The following is a 15,994-nucleotide window of genomic DNA, read 5'->3' on the forward strand; positions in this document are numbered from 1 at the left end:
CTCTTCGGTTATTTCCGGCATTTTCTAATCGCACTTGTAACACGTGTCACTCGGAACTGATTTACCCCTACCTGTATAATGGCGAACTGGCTGTACGAAGTACCAGAAGAGGTATACGGTTCAGCCTCAATATTTCCACTCGGTGTTCTAACCGTCGCGGTGATTCTAGTTACCAGGCACACACCACGGTCGGAAGATCTCCAAGTCTCGTCACGCTGAACACTATATCTATCGTTGCTACAAAAAATGGATGCATACTCCACTACTCCACTCGCATTAAACGAAGTCGAGTTATAGATCTGAACAGGGTCATAACCACCTCTAGGTGCTCCAGGTCTTCTATTTCCCATTCTCAAAACCTCCTTTTGTATTGATAATCTATTAAATGCAATTAAATAGTTTTGGTGAGGTATAAATGTGGACAAGGCAGAAAAAGTGTGTTTGTACAGTGGTAGAGGGGGAAATGTTAGCTTCTGATGTCGTAGCTCAAACACGAAAAAGAACCACCCTTTACTATGCAAAGGTGGTTCGCGAATTATAGATCTGCTGTTAGTATCATCTTATTGGCCAATTGAGTCGAAACGGTACATCATAGACGGTCAAAACTCCCCCATTGCAGATGCCCTATTCTGCCGCCTCCGCCAACCATGCTTGCATAGCCGGAGATTCCGCCCGATTCAAACGTAAGGCAATTTCGGTATTAATCTTATCCGGTGGCATGACTTCAACAAGGACACATACGGACTCTCGCGGTTGATTTAAGGCAAATACGCCTTCATCATCGAGCATTTTCATCGCCAGCTCCATGGCGTTCAGCCTCACATCCAACTCGCGATTCCAATCATCATTCTCCAGTTCCGCAATGAAAGGACGCTCGTTATATCGTTGTTTGACACCGTCAAAGTGATCATCCCCAAAACAACAATAGGGGGAATCCGCATACGACCATTTGATGAGATTCGCAATCGTGGATACCGGCGTATCACTTTCCTCTGCTTGCCTAGCCGATTCCAACGCCAAAGCTTCCCACGACCAGGCAGAGATGCTTGGCGCATGTCCCTCGCCAGTAGTGTATAACGTACAATAATAGTAACGTTCACCATTTTCAAAAAGAGTGCAAAAAGACGTTTTGGCGGCAGCGGCAATCTCTATGGCCAGTGTCTCTATTTCTTGCATTGGCTTCATGATTAGAGTTCCCCTTTCCATTCGTTGATCATTTGCCCCTTCGATATGAATTGGCTATTTGGACTAGATACCAGACACCCGCACCCACAAGGCCAGCAAACAACAGATTGATGCAGCCAAACACGATGAGTGACTTTGCTTGGCCTGGACCAATCCGGAAAGCCGTAACAAGCTGGAAGACAGCCGGTAGCAGAAACGCCAGCCAAGAGATGGTTATAAGCTTTTCTGTTCTGAAACTCCACCACACTGCGGAACATGAGGCAACTAGCAGTACCCAGGTACAGATAAGCTTTAGGGCGAACATCATTTCGTCCCCCTCCTATTTGCCATGAATCACAAGTCCATATTTACTGATTATCCACGATTGGCTCAAGTCGTGCATTGCATCATGGCTTATACGCACAGAGGGCTTTTGCTCCTTCATCGCATCTGCATCATGGGCTGAGAAGCGAAGGGGTTTGGTCATTTTTTTGATAGAGTCTCTTATTTCATCGAAAAGCGCATAGGTTAGCGGCTTATGGTCCCGGATATCCTCATATATATAGTACTTTCCTTTTTCATCTTCCAAATTAACTTGGAAACCTTTCGGAAATGAAAGCAAGATACACGGCAGTTCATCCTCTGCCCATTGTCCGTGGTATGGAAAAGAAACTCCTTCATTTCTTACAAAAAATCCTGAACTTTCTTGATCTGATGCAATAGAAATAGAGTAAACAAAGAAGGGATGGATGTCATCTCTCTTTTCTCCTGCCACAAAATACTGATAGAACGTCTGATACTCCTCGTACACCTGATTATAATCATGCTCTGTTCGGGCAGCATTGGTACGATAGAATTGCGCTTGCCGATGCTCCAAAAGCTGCAAAAGGCTTTTAAACTCTTCAGGAGTGATGAAGAATCTCAGTTTATAGAATCCGCTATTCTTTAATTTGTCCATTTCTTTTCGCTCACCGCCCTGTTTAGAAATGTTATGCCAATGACCTTAGCAGTTCGGATTCAACTATATATGTATCTTATTTCCATTATAGTGATTACCTTTCCTGAGTCTACCTACTTTACACCTGAATTTTGCGAGTGAACTTTGAAAGGGTAGCGAAATATCAGGATCATTGCGCCTGTACGCGAGCAAAAGACATACGTGAGGTGAATTCCAGACTACCCGCCTTGTGAGGATGGGAGCACGCCAACATCTCGTAATCAGCACAAATTAGCCGTACGGATGATCACCCGTACGGCTAATTTTGAATTATTCAGCTTTGCGAATTTGGAATTGTTAAGGTTTAACTACAGAGAGAAGAGACTCATTTCCCTCAGAGATCACCGTCACATCTGGTGCAAACTTAGCATCACTTACATGTATCGTTTCTCCAAGTTCCATAGTACTAATGTCAAATTCAATCGACGTTGGCAAGTGTCTCGGCAATGCCTCCACTTCAATAGAAGATAATTGAACTTGCACGACTCCGCCCTGTTTTGTGCCAATCGGTGTTCCGTTGAACTTGACAGGAATTTTAGTACGCAGGATCTCATTGGTCTGGACCTGCTGAAAATCCACATGAAGTAAATCCCGTGTAACTGGATCACGCTGGAGATCTTCCAACAATACCGTCAATGAGTCTTTCTCTTCAAACTGCAGTTCGATAAAACCAGACGTACCCTGCTTCAACCATTTTTGAAATTGTATTGTTGGAATATGAATCATTTCATTCTCCGTATTTTTGCCAAACACAATACCTGGCAAACGCCCGGATTTACGTAAATCCCTAAGTCGGGATGTATTTAATGGAATGCGGTTCTCCGCTTGAAAACTAGTAGTCATGCTATGTTCGCTCCTCTTTATTAAATGATATTTTCACATTTTTCATACTCATCCAACCATCCCCTGTTGGGGCTAAAGAGAGAAACATAGCATCACCACCTCCATATACGATCCAATTGATTTTAAAATACATTTAATGTAAGCACCCATAATATACATGAAGGCACTCTACTCCGAAGAGTAGAATGCCTATGGGATGCTTCAACCCTATCATAGAAACATAGATTTGTCGATTTAACCCGAAGTAAATGACAGAACATCGTCTATCACGTCTACACTCCATATGGCAGACAGGGCCCTTCCTTTGTCAGGAAGAGCCCCTATTAATATAAAGTTTGAATAAGTTCTACATTATGAAGCTTTTGCTGCAACAGCTTTTTCAATTAATGCTTTTGCATCGATAGTAGTCAGACCTAGTTTAGGTTGAAGTGATTTTTTATCTGTTCCAGCAAAAATACCTTTGTCAATCAGTTTTGCCATAGGTTTAATTGCATAGGCAGACACGGATTTACCATCTTCGAAACTAGCAATAATTGTAGCAGCTTCTTTATCAGTCGCTTGATCTTTTACCAATTTAGCAAGAATGGTAGCAGCTTCTTCACGTGTGATATCCCGATCAGGATAGAAGTTTCCACCAAAACCTTGAATGAATCCAGCGTGCATAGCTTCAGAAATCGCATCTGCATATGCAGCATTAGCCGCAACATCCTTGAATGCAGGTGCTGTAGCTACTTCGTTAAGTTTCAACATGTCGACCAGAGCACTTACAAATTCAGCACGAGAAATGACTTCTGTTGTTACAGGTGTTTCTGTTGGCTCGGTAGATGCAGCCAGGTTTGTGATACGTCCTTCATTTTTAGCTTCGATGCTACCGCCTTTATACGTGTCTACGATGTATTGGTAGAATACATCCAGATCGATAGGACCTGCCAGGGATGATTTAACATCCAGCAGCACTTTATAGTTATCTCCACCTGCAGCCATAAAGTTGTTAACTACAGCCGTATATGTTTTTGCAGGATCAATCGTTGTTCCATCTTCCAGACTAAGACCCGTAACACGTTCTGCGACCGGCTTATTGAAATCTGCAGTGTATTTCAAACCAGAGATTTGGAGTGTTTTGGTATTAGGTGTACCGTCAGCATTGGTACCCCATTGCTGCTGCAACAAGGTTTTAACCTGTTCGCCAGTCAGCTCAAGTTTTACTAGAGTATTACCAAACGGTTGGATTTTGGCAAGATCAGCAAAGGTCACATCGCCTTGTGGCAGATCCGCACGAATACCGCCTGGATTCATAAATGCAAAGTCAGTAGCACTGGCCTTATCCCCAAAGTCTGCTTCACGCATTGAATCTGCAATGAGGTTGCCTAGAGGGGCTTCGTTATTATAAGCATCTGTACGGGTAACAGAACCGTCCGTTGTACCTACTGGCTTCGTCAGCTCAGGATGCTTGTCTAATGATTTTTTAATAATAGCTAAAGATTGAGGGTCTTCTTTTACACCCTCTTGGAAAGTCGTTGTAACAGTCGCTGATTTTTCAGTTACATCCCCGGTAGCAGGGTCAATCATCAGTTTGATATCTTCAAACGCCGTACCATAGGAATAAGCTTGAACGATCAACTTTCCATTCACTTCACCGTTAGCCAAAGCATGATTGTCACCTGCAACGATAACGTCAACAGGAGAATCCGCTGGTAAAGCTTTTGCCAGATCAGCTGCTTCTCCAGTGGTTACGCCTTCTTTGGTTGTTGCTGGATCATGTGCCAAAACAATGATCGTTTCTACACCTTGGTCTTGCAATTCTTTAGCATATTTATTAACGGCTTCCACTTCTTCTTCTGCGCTTAAGAAACGTACGCCAGCTGTCCCAGATGGAGATACTTTGGCTGGTGTTGATTTCGTCACTAGTCCGATAAATCCAATTTTGACTCCGCCCACTTCTTTAATCACATACGGCTTAATCAATGTTTTTCCTGTGGCAGTTTCAATCACGTTTGCATTGACGTAATCAAATTTTGCACCGGCATGCGTTACCTTACCTTCTTTTGGATCAAGGCCACCAAAGATCTGTGCCTTTAAAGCAGCGACACCTTGGTCGAATTCGTGATTCCCTAAGGACCCTACATCGAAGCCCATCATATTCATCCATTCCATGGTAGGCTCGTCACGATCCAAAGATGAGGCTGGAGCAGATGCACCAACAGAGTCTCCATTATGGAAAAGTAGGGAGTGTTCATATTTGGCTTGAGCTTCTTTGAGATAGGTTGCTAGAATTGGAGCCGTTCCTGCCTTCTTATCACCCACGATTGATGTGGTATCTAACTGACCGTGGAAATCATTGATTCCAATCAAGTGTACTTCTACATCGTTACCTGCGGCAGAGACAGAACCTGCTGCGCCCAATAGTTGCGTGAGTAATAGTGCAGCGGTAGCTACACGCAGTGTGCTTTTACCCAAAACTTTTTTCCAAAACATGAATGAAAAAACCCCTCTCCAATTTTAGATCCTGAGATATTTTACCATAGTTCAATTCATAAAAATCATTAAATATATAAAATGGGTGTAAAAAGTTGAGAGATTGATAGAGGAGATGAATACCTATGTCTCGATCTGCACCAAAATTAGTGTTTAGCTTCAATTTATTCAAGCGAATAATAGGTTTTTTTCTAGCTCAGGAGACGAGAAGTTATAACGCATTGGTTGTAAGTAATAGATTCAAAATTTCATATAGAAAAATATGGCTTTTATATTTTTTGTTGCTATAATGGAAAATAAAGTATGTATTTTCGCTTGATGATATAACTCCTCTACTAAAAAACACTTAGCTTCCATCTCCTAAAACACACACATACCATTACATAATATGTATCAAAGATTTTCACACTTCTATTAAAGGAGGTGACCGTTGGGAGCATTTTAGATCTTAGTTCCCGTTTTACACCAGATGGGGACGTGTTACCTCACCGCTCCTGACTGAATACAACGCAGAAACATGCAATAGCTGTAAGGATTTGTTGTTCTATGCATTTAACTTTAACCATTATAAGAAAAATAGGAGCGTGTCCAATGAACAAACGACTTTTTCCCAGATCTTTTCGAGTTCTTATGGCTTGCTTGTTGATTCTTGCATTTGCCGTACCAGCAACAGCTTCTGCTGGCTATCTTGGAGATAAACTCACGATCGGCCAAAGCATGGCGAAGGGTGACTATCTCACCTCCCAAGATGGCAGGTTCTCAGCCATCTGGCAAAATGACGGGAACTTTGTTATCTATCAAAACGGTTCTTCTCTCTGGAGTAGCGGAACTAGTAACAGTGGGGCTCTTTCGTTCAATTTTGAATCACAGTACGGGAAACCTGTCATGTATAAATATGGCATGAAATATCAAGACGTTTACCAATATGGTTATCGTTATGGTTTCAACCCGGCTACAGGTAAATTCGAATATTACACCGGTTGGGGATGGGATAAAGTTTTGATGATTGATACTTCTGTACAGGTAGCTGCATGGTCTCCCAATACCACCTCATGGATTCCAGGTCATCACGGGGGCAGCTTACCTGCTAACACAACAGGTGATACACTGGTCATGCAAAGTGATGGGAATTTAGTTCTCTATAACACAACCCTGACCAATGACTATTATCCTAACAGTTGGATTCCTGTCTGGGCTTCCAATACGGGCGGGCGTTAAAATCAGTTAGAGAGCCGCATGGTGCGTGGCTCTTTTTTGTTTTCCAAGGAAGTTGATAGATTGCTGATGTGTAGCGATAGATATCTACATACAAGAAACTTTAACAAGTATTTATCGTAGTAAATAGAATAATTAACATATACAGGATGTGATTGTTTGACAGGAATTATAGGTGTTGTAGTCTTAATCATAGGAATAATTATGGCAATTTGGCCTTACTTTGCTTGGTATATACGACTGGGATGGAAGTTTAAAGATGCGGAGCCAAGTGATTTAGCACTAAGTGCCGGACGGATCTCAGGCATTGTCTTGGTGATTGTCGGTTTTATACTGATCGTTTCAAGTTGCTCCACAGGAAGCGGAGCGGACAGCAAATGGGCAGAACAATTTAAAGAGAAACTTGATGCAGGGCAAGTAAAAGAAATCAGTATCGGCATGATTAATCCCACCATATTAAGCGAGGAAGAAAAAAATACGGTTATCCAAATGATACAAGATGCAGAACTTAGACCTTTTGATGCAGGTGATGTGTTTGGATCGAACAATGCTGGAAAAATTACATTTACAGACGAAACGAGCCTAGACATCATTATTTTCGGACCTTCTGGAGGAATCGAATTGCATCCGAAGGCTACTGAGAAGGAGTATGAGATACTGAGCGAAGAGTTAAAAAATTGGTTTCACACAAATTATAGTGATTAGTAGTGTCATAAAACTTTTGATATTGCCCTCCAAGCAAAAAGGATCTGGAAGCTTACTTCCAGATCCTTTTTTCCATATTAAGGCTTCTAATTCTTATTTCGTTTGTTAACTTCAATTGCAATGAACTCTGGCAAATAATTAGGAGTACAACCCTTTGATACCATTTCATCTTTATAAAGACCTGTATTCTCACCAAGTTTAATACAACGTGCACGATACTTTTGATCATAAATGCCTATCCAGCCTGCAATGAAATTCATAGCCCACTGAACTTCCGGCTCTTCCTGCGTAATACTAGCTTCAATTGCAGATAGTAAGTCCTCGGTGTTATCAGGAGGCGTTTGTCCGGTCCATCTCAATCGCGCTTGATAATACCAAAAAGCTCGCCTTTGAAGAGCAGAAGGACTTTTTTCCCATGACTCCATCAATGCAATGGTCTTCTTGTCTTTGGTGAGCTGATTAGCCATTAACCAATCCATTAAGTTATTTCGCTCATCAAAAGTGTGAGTCTGCATATCCTTATCAAACTTATTGAGCAATTCTTGTGAGAGAAGTTTTTTATCCATAATTAAAATAGCTAATAGTCTGGGCAAAAACGCTTCGGTCGACCAAAGTTCCATAGCTAGTTCGTGATCTTTTTTAATATCCTTTGCGATTTTTCGTAATTCGCCTAGCTTAGTTTTACTATTGATCTGCTGTAGAATGTCCCCTGCTTTTGAAGAGTATTTCATTTCTATACTTTTATCCTTATTCATTTGATACCACAGCTCCTTTATCGCGAAAGTCTTTGAAAAGCGGAAGGGCTATTTCCCATGACTCCATCAACCCCAGTAAGATAAGCTTATTTTCATATATTGACAAATAAATGTGTTAGACTACTAAAAGAAGAATTGCCAATCTATACTAAAGAATGCAACACAACTGGATAAAGGCAGTTATTACGATAAACGTAGTTAGAAAGGAAACCCCATGAAAAGTTCCTTGAAGCAACGAATGAAATCATTATTAGCACCAGTGCCCGGTGGAATCATAACCATTCTGATATTTTCCCTTGATTACTTCCAATTCGAACTTGTTGAAAAATTTCTACTTTTTGCGGCTTTTGTCATTGTACCTCTTGTGATTTTACTTTTGAACCATGACGAAAAGAATAAACATCAACGAATGATTTATGTTGCTATGAAATGGCTTCAATTTCCCGCTGCGCTTCTTACCCTGGCGTCGGTAATGAGTAATAAGATGTGGGGGTTAGAAAGTACGGAAATCCCAGGAATTCTGTCTCTTGGATGGCTACTGTTCACACTGCTGCTTGGCATCTATGGCTTGACCACGATTGTAATCTCTAAAGGAAAAGCAGCTAAAATAGCGATTGGTGCGGGGCTCGTTTATTTTTTTATCGGGGGCATTTGGTTTACCTTATATCAATATCAATTGAACCTCTTCCAAGCTAATCCTTCAACGCACGCGTTAAGCTCGCTCCATTTTCATTTCTCATCTGCGATCGTTCCGATTTTTATTGGTGCACTGGGACGCATCATGACGAAGAAAAGCTGGTATCCTTGGGTCGTTGCCATCGATATCATCGGACCAATCTTGATTGCTATTGGTATGATTTTCTCCAAGCCAATTGAATACATTGGTGTCACTTTGTTCGCCTGTAATATTGTGGTTTACACCGCTTATCTCCTTACTTACTTGAGGAAAAATGCTTTGGATATTAAGGCAGCCTTTTTCTTAGGCCTTTCTTGTCTAGCCTTTTACACAGTTGTTGTCATTTCCATCTTCTATCCGTTACTGAAAAATATGTACTCCTTAACCATACTCGATTTTATTCCCATTTATGGATCTTTGCATGCGTTTGGTTTTGTCTTATGTGGACTGATTGGTTGGGTGTATATGGTGGACTTCATTAAGGAAAAGGCTAACCAATCGGCTTCATAGGAGTAGTTTAGTCAGGTTCGTGCTATAATAGTGATCACATAAATAACATTCATCATTCTGCCGAGATGGCGATGATTAAGGAGATTGAATTTTGACGAACAACCATGATATTGGAGCAGTTAACGAACTACCGGAGAACTTTGAAGAGCTCAAACGAGCGGCTAACCGGACGTCAAGCTGGAGAGAAAGACTAAATGCGGTGAACGAATTAGGGAACTGGAATACAGCCCCTACCATTAAATTGCTGCAGCATGTTTTGAAAAATGATCAAGTGTTTCAAGTGCGCGAAGCCGCATACCAAAAGCTCAAGCAGTTGGATGAAGATGTACAAATGCCTGCCAAAAACAAAGGTGAGCTGTTTAAAGGTACTAACAAAATTTTGCTGCGGATTAAAAAAAGCCTTCCTGAAGGTCACACATTTGAGCAATTCAAGGAAAAACTGCAAAAGACACGTCTGGATATTTATGATACTTACGAGGGCGACAAAGATGCTGAATTCGACTCCTGGCTCCATGGCATTTGGGAGACACTAGGTAGAAGATAACCGCCGTTCACCGTATAATAACTGAGTATCAAGCCACTCCATCAATGGAGTGGCTTCTTTATTTTTTCAGCGTCACCTCCATCAGATGTGGGGGTATTTTCTCTCTAAAAAAGTCACCACTGTCAAACTGATCTGACAAAAAAAACGCCCTGTCTACTGATTCTTAAAAATCAGTAAACAAAGCGCAAAGTTAGAGCCTTTTTGAACAACCTCTATACCATTTACTCTGGTATATAAGGAAGATCCAGTGTCTTTGGAACGTTGATGACATGTTTTTCTGTATACGTGCGGATGCCTTCGGCGCCGTATTCACGGCCAATACCAGATTGCTTAACCCCACCGAAAGGGAACCGAACGTCGAGCCCCTGCACAGCAGCTGTATTGATCATTGTCGTTCCAGCTTCGAGTTGACGTGCGACGGAGATGGCATCCTCTTCTTTCCCCCACACAGAACTCGTCAATCCATATATGCTTTCATTGTGTAGATGAATAACCTGCTCTTCATCGTCAAATGGCAGAATCGGAACCGTAGGGCCAAACTGTTCCTCCACTACAATCGGATCATGAACATCGCAACCTAAGACAAGCGTAGGTTGTAGGTAGTAACCTTGTTCAAACAGCTTCTGATCAAGAATTTGACCGAGAGGGATGACCTTAGCCCCACGCTTTTGCGCATCTTCAACCAAACCAAGCACATAATTTTTCTGCTTCAGGTTATTAACCGGACCTACTGTCGTATTTGAATCAAATGGGTCACCAATTCGAATCCAGCGATTAGCCGCCTCTATATATTTTTCCACAAACTCATCATAAATAGAACGGTGTACATACACACGTTTGGCGATCATACAGATCTGGCCTGCTGTCAAGAAATTAGAAATGACAATCCGACGCATTGCTCGCTCATCATGAACATCAAAACTTTCCAAGAAGATAGCCGCATCATTACCACCAAGCTCAAGCGTCATATCCTTAATCGTTTCCGAAGCCGCTTTAATAATATGCTTAGCTGTTGCGGTTCCACCTGTAAAGGCGATTTTCGTAACAAGAGGATTACTAGTCAGTTCAACGCCCACATCCGCATCACCATGAACGACATTGATTACACCAGCCGGGAACTCACTCGCAATAATCTCTGCCACTTTCGCTGCCGCCAGTGGAGCATATGGACTTGGTTTAAGCACAATCGTGTTACCCGCAAGTAAGGCAGGAGCGATCTTAATCGTAGATAAAGCAATGGGATAGTTCCATGGACTAATTGCTGCCACCACACCAATGGGATCATAGGAAAGAATCGTTTTACCATTCTCATGCTCTTTGATCTCTTCCTGTAGAGCCGATTTAGCTTCATTACAAGCAAACTCCATCCACATTAAGGAAACATAAATTTCACCGTGTGCATCATACAGGGGCTTGCCATGCTCTCTAGACAGCAAATGTACAATTTCATTCTCAGCTGCTCTAATCTTCTCGATCGCCTTGCGCATCATCATAATGCGTTCATCAATGGGGGTCTGCTTCCATGTTTTAAAAGCCCCTGCGGCCGCTTCAATCGCTTCAACCGCTTGTTCTTTCGTAGTGACAGGGAAATAACCTACGATCTCAGTTGGGTTTGTCGGATTCTCTTTTGTTACCTGCGAAAGGGATTTTACATTTTGACCATTAATGAACGCTTCAACTATAATTGTCTCTTGGTCTGCTTGGATCGTCATTTTGAATCCCTCCGTTATTTAGATGGATTAATTCCAAACTTCTTCTGCAATTTCCTTAACATAACGAAGTTTACGCCATTGTTGTTCTTCCGTTAAAATATTGCCTTCTTCTGTAGACGAAAAACCACATTGTGGACTCAAACATAGTTGCTCAAGTGGAACATAGGTTGCCGCCTCTGCAATCCGAGCTTTAATGTGTTCTTTATCCTCTAACTCGCCTGTTTTTGATGTGAGTAAACCAAGCACGATTTTCAAATCTTTTCGATTCACATATTTTAATGGCTCGAAACCACCTGAGCGCTCATCATCAAACTCTAAAAATAATCCATCTACGTTTAAGCCTCCAAAGATAACTTCAGAAGCGTAATCATAACCACCCGTTGAGAAATAGTTCGATTTATAGTTACCACGACAAATATGCATCGTCACCACTAAATCTGCTGGTTTATGAGACAAGGATTCATTAATCATGCGCTGCATCGTTTTCAACTCTTCCGCCGGTTCCAGACCTTTAGCACGTAACTTATCGTGACCAGCTTCTGAGAACAGGTCTGCCCAAGCTGTATCATCTAATTGCAGGTATCGACAACCCGCATCATAGAAGGCTTGAATTGCTTTTTGATACGCCGCAATCGTATCCTGAAGGAATTGCTCTCGGTCCGTATAGATATTAGCGTCATTCTCCAATCGATATAGAAGCATGTTGGGACTTGGAATGGTCTGTTTCGCCACAGCGTCACCTGCATGCTTTTTCAAAAACTCAAAATCCTGAACAAAGGGATGACTCGAGAAATCAACTTTACCAACAACACGAATCCCACCCTTGCGCGTTTGCATATTATGGAATTTTGGTCCGTCTATTTGCTCATACAACTCTACGCCATCCAAGCCACCCAGAAAATCAAAATGCCACCAGCTTCTACGGAATTCACCATCCGTAACTGCCAATACGCCATTTTCCTTTTGCTTTTCAATAATTCGAATAATCTCTTTATCTTCCACAGCTCTTAATTCCTCATATGTGATGTTGCCTGATTTATATTGTTCACGTGCCTGACTTAAATCTGCAGGACGTAGAAAGCTACCTACATGATCATTACGAAAAGGTATCATATTTATTTCTCCTTCTAACTTTTTAGTCTAATGAGTATAGCATGATGAAAAGGAATGCTTGTTATATGAAAAAAGCATGGCTAGTCATAGCTTTTAACAATAACTAGAAGACCTCAAAAAGCAAAAAACCACAACCTCATAGGGTAGTGGATGTGGTTTACCTTATATCAGTATCAATTTAACCTAACAACTGCCTTCCTATCTCTGCCATTATAATTATTTTCTAGTATAATAACGGGATACAACAAACATTTTAAAATAGAAGGAGAGTTGTTATGGAATATCATGTATCCAACCATGGGAATGATCAAGGAAAAGGAACAGCGGATCAACCCCTTCGTACCATATCACGCGCTGCGGCTCATGCCATGGCCGGTGATACAGTTATTGTTCATGCGGGAGTATACAGGGAATGGGTTAACCCGGCTAATGGAGGAACAGCGGAGCATAGAATCGTATATCGATCCGCAGGAGACGGGGAAGTCGTGATTACAGGAGCTGAGCGGATTACCAACTGGAAGTCTGAAGGAGACCATGTTTGGAGCACAGAAGTGCTCAATTCCCTCTTTTCCGTTCGCAATCCCTATGAGGTAGAGCTCAGTGGAGACTGGTTGTTTGACGGGCCCTTCCCAATTCATCTCGGCGATGTCTATTTGGATGGCAAATCATTGTATGAATGCGATAGTATTGAAAGCGTTCACAATCCTGAAGTTTGGTCCGGAGCCAAGTATCCCAAGGATTCATTGTTAAAATGGTATGCCGAGGTTGGTTCTACAACAACAAAAATCTGGGCCAACTTTGGTGGAAAAGACCCTTGTAAGGAAAATGTAGAAATTAATGTACGTCCTTATTGCTTCTGGCCTGTGAAACCGGGAATTAACTACATTACCGTAAGCGGTTTTACTCTTCGTCAAGCCTCCCCCCAATGGGCGCCACCTACAGACTACCAGGAAGGTTTGATTGGACCTCACTGGAGCAAGGGCTGGATTATTGAAAACAATATAATCAGTGAATCCAAATGCGTTGGTATTAGCCTGGGTACCGAAATCGGTACAGGGCACACCAAGTCTTTGGAGAAGCATAGTAAAGGTGGTACTCAACGCGAGCAGGAGGTTATTTTACAAGCATTACGCTCCGGCTGGCATAAAGATAACATCGGCAGTCACACAGTTCGAGGTAATGTGATTCATGATTGTGAACAGGCAGGTATTGTGGGTCATATGGGAGCAGCCTTCAGCCACATTTATCAGAACCGTATTTATAATATTCACCACAAACGACTCAGACATGGTGCCGAAGTAGCGGGAATTAAGCTTCATGCTTCACTGGATACTCAAATTAGCGAAAATATAATGTATAGCTGTTACCGTGCGCTTTGGCTGGACTGGCAGGCACAGGGCACTCGCATCAGCCGTAATGTATTTTTTGACAATCTTTCAGAAGACCTCTTCGTTGAGGTGTGCCATGGTCCGTATATGGTCGATCATAACCTATTTCTCTCTCCGATAAATTTCAGAAATATGGCTCAGGGCGGGGCATTTGCTCATAATTTGTTTGCAGGCCGATTTGTAGTTCGTTCCGAAATTACTCGTATTACGCCATATCATTTCCCCCACGAGACGGCCATGGCCGGATACTCCAATATCACTGGAGGCGATGACAGGTACTACAACAATATCTTTATAGGTGACAACGATCCTAATAAGGAGCCTGTGCCCATCACCTTTTTTGAACATCTTCCACTTAAACCAAGGGATGAAGTTGGAGAGGACGGGAAGACCGTCATGGATGGTGTTCCGGACAATTCCATATGTTATCTGCATGCTGTAGGACTTGGCGGCTACGATCAACATCCTGATGTGAAAGATAAAAAATGGTGGGAATACACCAAAGAGGAGCTTCTTGAGCTTGGCGATGCGGCGAAGGATATCTTTATAGGCAATGCCGTTCTTCCGGTGGCTATGGGTGGCAATGTATTTCTTAACGATGCGGTTCCAAGTCGTCACGAATCCCAAGCGAAGATAGTTGCACAGATGGGTGTAAATATTGAGATAAATCCTGCACTAGGCAAAGTGCACATTCAGATCCATGATCCCGAATTGCTTCGGGGAACCACTGCAATGTTAGTTACCACGGATATGCTTGGAAAGACTTATCACGCCAACATGAAGTTTGAGGAGCCGGACAGTAGTCCATATCATTTTGACTCCGATTTCTTCGGATCAAAGAGAACCGATGCAGTTGTCACACCTGGTCCCTTTGAAATAACCCAAAAGGGTAAGATTGATTTTGAAATTTAAGTTTATGATTGAGGGTCCAGTCATTTCAGGTGATTGGATCTTTTTGTGTGTAAAGCCTCTATTCCGCTAATCGGGATAAAGGTTTTTAATTGGCGAACGATGCTCTTTTTTCTTTAGGGTGAGCTTTGTTTTCATCAAAAAATTTTCGCTCTATAAATGTTACGGTTCACCGTAACATTTATAGAGCGAAATGAAGGACACCCTGATTGGGTGCCCTTCATTGTAGAGACAAGGGCTAAAAATGGAATTTCCACTGAGCAAGATCGACCAATCTGACAGTCTTAGGATCGTAAACTACATTAGTAATCGAGCCATCCCAAATATGTTTTACCGCTTCATCAATCACATGAATTGGCACAAGGAACCATTCTTGTGACCGTACAGGGTGGCCGAAGTGTCATGGATAGTGAGGTCGTGCTAGCCCAGACTCGGTACACTCCGTATCACAAAACATTCAGGTAAGTGGATAGCCCAATTTTCTGCCAAGAATCCCAGTCACGTTAGTGACCTTGCGGCTTTAGCCGTGGGAATGTCAAGTGAACCATTTTCTCATACATTGAGTTCGTACTAGTAACAAACACTAGATCCAAGTATCATTGGCTGCAGTTAATTCTGACTCAGTACCGTCATTGTTTACTATGCTTCTAGGCTCCACCAACATGATATGGCATTCCTTTTCGGCGGAAGGCTTCATCTCGATCCCCTTCGGGAGAACAATCATCTCACCCTTGGAGATTTTAACCTGACCGTCACGAAAATCAATGATCATCTCCCCTTCGATCACCATAAATACCTTATCGGTCTCTTCATGACTATGCCATTCAAACTCCCCGGCAATCTTAATGAGTTTAAATTGATAGTCATTCATTTCACCAATGACTTTCAGAGACCAAAGATCGTTAAGTTCAGATAGTTTCTCATTTAGATTAATCGCTTGGTAATGGATAGTAATCACTCCTTATTTTTTGACCTTCAAGTTACTTAC

At 42.1% G+C, this 15,994-nt stretch carries 15 protein-coding genes; 5 read left to right on the top strand and 10 right to left on the bottom strand.

Features of this window, described 5'->3' with window-relative positions; translation table 11 throughout:
- Positions 1–8: 8 nt before the first annotated feature.
- The 6 genes from AC1DE7_RS28430 to AC1DE7_RS28455 form a co-directional block, all read right to left on the bottom strand.
- Positions 9–350 carry a hypothetical protein gene (locus AC1DE7_RS28430; protein ID WP_047841001.1) on the bottom strand — a complete coding sequence of 114 codons (342 nt, stop codon included), beginning with the start codon at positions 348–350 and terminating at the stop codon, positions 9–11.
- Positions 351–624: 274 nt separating this feature from the next.
- Positions 625–1,185 (bottom strand): DUF4303 domain-containing protein, encoded by a 561-nt coding sequence (locus AC1DE7_RS28435; protein WP_340983831.1) that lies wholly within the window; start codon positions 1,183–1,185, stop codon positions 625–627.
- Positions 1,186–1,213: 28 nt separating this feature from the next.
- Positions 1,214–1,492, bottom strand: a complete 279-nt coding sequence (locus AC1DE7_RS28440; protein ID WP_315370665.1) for a hypothetical protein — start codon at positions 1,490–1,492, stop codon at positions 1,214–1,216.
- Positions 1,493–1,504: 12 nt separating this feature from the next.
- Complete coding sequence (locus AC1DE7_RS28445) at positions 1,505–2,122, bottom strand: hypothetical protein (protein WP_282319790.1); 618 nt, start codon at positions 2,120–2,122, stop codon at positions 1,505–1,507.
- A 336-nt stretch (positions 2,123–2,458) separates the two neighbouring features.
- The gene (locus tag AC1DE7_RS28450; RefSeq protein ID WP_477535674.1) at positions 2,459–3,004 is read right to left on the bottom strand and encodes a 50S ribosomal protein L25; all 546 of its coding nucleotides are present in this window, start codon (positions 3,002–3,004) and stop codon (positions 2,459–2,461) included.
- Positions 3,005–3,355: 351 nt separating this feature from the next.
- Positions 3,356–5,461, bottom strand: coding sequence for a 5'-nucleotidase C-terminal domain-containing protein (locus AC1DE7_RS28455; protein WP_477535675.1), 2,106 nt, complete (start codon positions 5,459–5,461; stop codon positions 3,356–3,358).
- A 609-nt stretch (positions 5,462–6,070) separates the two neighbouring features.
- Between AC1DE7_RS28455 and AC1DE7_RS28460 the strand changes: the two genes are divergently transcribed.
- Positions 6,071–6,697, top strand: a complete 627-nt coding sequence (locus AC1DE7_RS28460; RefSeq protein ID WP_477535676.1) for a hypothetical protein — start codon at positions 6,071–6,073, stop codon at positions 6,695–6,697.
- A 156-nt stretch (positions 6,698–6,853) separates the two neighbouring features.
- Positions 6,854–7,399: a DUF6199 family natural product biosynthesis protein gene (locus tag AC1DE7_RS28465; RefSeq protein ID WP_477535677.1), complete on the top strand. Its 546-nt coding sequence runs from the start codon at positions 6,854–6,856 to the stop codon at positions 7,397–7,399.
- An 86-nt stretch (positions 7,400–7,485) separates the two neighbouring features.
- Here AC1DE7_RS28465 and AC1DE7_RS28470 read toward each other — a convergent pair whose 3' ends face one another.
- On the bottom strand, positions 7,486–8,154 hold the full coding sequence (locus AC1DE7_RS28470; RefSeq protein ID WP_477535678.1) for a DNA alkylation repair protein: 669 nt from the start codon (positions 8,152–8,154) through the stop codon (positions 7,486–7,488).
- 214 nt (positions 8,155–8,368) lie between these two features.
- Here AC1DE7_RS28470 and AC1DE7_RS28475 point away from each other — a divergent pair, with 214 nt between their 5' ends.
- Positions 8,369–9,340, top strand: coding sequence for a YndJ family transporter (locus AC1DE7_RS28475; RefSeq protein WP_477535679.1), 972 nt, complete (start codon positions 8,369–8,371; stop codon positions 9,338–9,340).
- A 91-nt stretch (positions 9,341–9,431) separates the two neighbouring features.
- The gene (locus AC1DE7_RS28480; protein WP_253504582.1) at positions 9,432–9,884 is read left to right on the top strand and encodes a HEAT repeat domain-containing protein; all 453 of its coding nucleotides are present in this window, start codon (positions 9,432–9,434) and stop codon (positions 9,882–9,884) included.
- 221 nt (positions 9,885–10,105) lie between these two features.
- On the opposite strand, the gene AC1DE7_RS28485 is transcribed toward AC1DE7_RS28480, so the two are convergent.
- The gene (locus AC1DE7_RS28485) at positions 10,106–11,596 is read right to left on the bottom strand and encodes an aldehyde dehydrogenase family protein (RefSeq protein ID WP_477535680.1); all 1,491 of its coding nucleotides are present in this window, start codon (positions 11,594–11,596) and stop codon (positions 10,106–10,108) included.
- 27 nt (positions 11,597–11,623) lie between these two features.
- Entirely contained in the window at positions 11,624–12,709 is a 1,086-nt protein-coding gene (locus tag AC1DE7_RS28490) for a 5-methyltetrahydropteroyltriglutamate--homocysteine S-methyltransferase (RefSeq protein ID WP_477535681.1), read from the bottom strand.
- A gap of 275 nt (positions 12,710–12,984) precedes the next feature.
- Between AC1DE7_RS28490 and AC1DE7_RS28495 the strand changes: the two genes are divergently transcribed.
- Positions 12,985–15,009, top strand: a complete 2,025-nt coding sequence (locus tag AC1DE7_RS28495; protein ID WP_477535682.1) for a right-handed parallel beta-helix repeat-containing protein — start codon at positions 12,985–12,987, stop codon at positions 15,007–15,009.
- A 580-nt stretch (positions 15,010–15,589) separates the two neighbouring features.
- Here the strand turns inward: AC1DE7_RS28495 and AC1DE7_RS28500 are convergent.
- The gene (locus AC1DE7_RS28500) at positions 15,590–15,955 is read right to left on the bottom strand and encodes a cupin domain-containing protein (RefSeq protein ID WP_026010820.1); all 366 of its coding nucleotides are present in this window, start codon (positions 15,953–15,955) and stop codon (positions 15,590–15,592) included.
- Positions 15,956–15,994: the final 39 nt, after the last annotated feature.

This window comes from Paenibacillus sp. 10L310 (assembly GCF_056395745.1).

What these genes read in the sequence shown, in the direction of transcription:
- AC1DE7_RS28430 (WP_047841001.1), bottom strand. Translation starts at nt 350, where the DNA reads ATGGGAAATAGAAGACCTGGAGCACCTAGAGGTGGTTATGACCCTGTT.
- AC1DE7_RS28435 (WP_340983831.1), bottom strand. Translation starts at nt 1,185, where the DNA reads ATGAAGCCAATGCAAGAAATAGAGACACTGGCCATAGAGATTGCCGCT.
- AC1DE7_RS28440 (WP_315370665.1), bottom strand. Translation starts at nt 1,492, where the DNA reads ATGATGTTCGCCCTAAAGCTTATCTGTACCTGGGTACTGCTAGTTGCC.
- AC1DE7_RS28445 (WP_282319790.1), bottom strand. Translation starts at nt 2,122, where the DNA reads ATGGACAAATTAAAGAATAGCGGATTCTATAAACTGAGATTCTTCATC.
- AC1DE7_RS28450 (WP_477535674.1), bottom strand. Translation starts at nt 3,004, where the DNA reads ATGACTACTAGTTTTCAAGCGGAGAACCGCATTCCATTAAATACATCC.
- AC1DE7_RS28460 (WP_477535676.1), top strand. Translation starts at nt 6,071, where the DNA reads ATGAACAAACGACTTTTTCCCAGATCTTTTCGAGTTCTTATGGCTTGC.
- AC1DE7_RS28470 (WP_477535678.1), bottom strand. Translation starts at nt 8,154, where the DNA reads ATGAATAAGGATAAAAGTATAGAAATGAAATACTCTTCAAAAGCAGGG.
- AC1DE7_RS28475 (WP_477535679.1), top strand. Translation starts at nt 8,369, where the DNA reads ATGAAAAGTTCCTTGAAGCAACGAATGAAATCATTATTAGCACCAGTG.
- AC1DE7_RS28485 (WP_477535680.1), bottom strand. Translation starts at nt 11,596, where the DNA reads ATGACGATCCAAGCAGACCAAGAGACAATTATAGTTGAAGCGTTCATT.
- AC1DE7_RS28490 (WP_477535681.1), bottom strand. Translation starts at nt 12,709, where the DNA reads ATGATACCTTTTCGTAATGATCATGTAGGTAGCTTTCTACGTCCTGCA.
- AC1DE7_RS28495 (WP_477535682.1), top strand. Translation starts at nt 12,985, where the DNA reads ATGGAATATCATGTATCCAACCATGGGAATGATCAAGGAAAAGGAACA.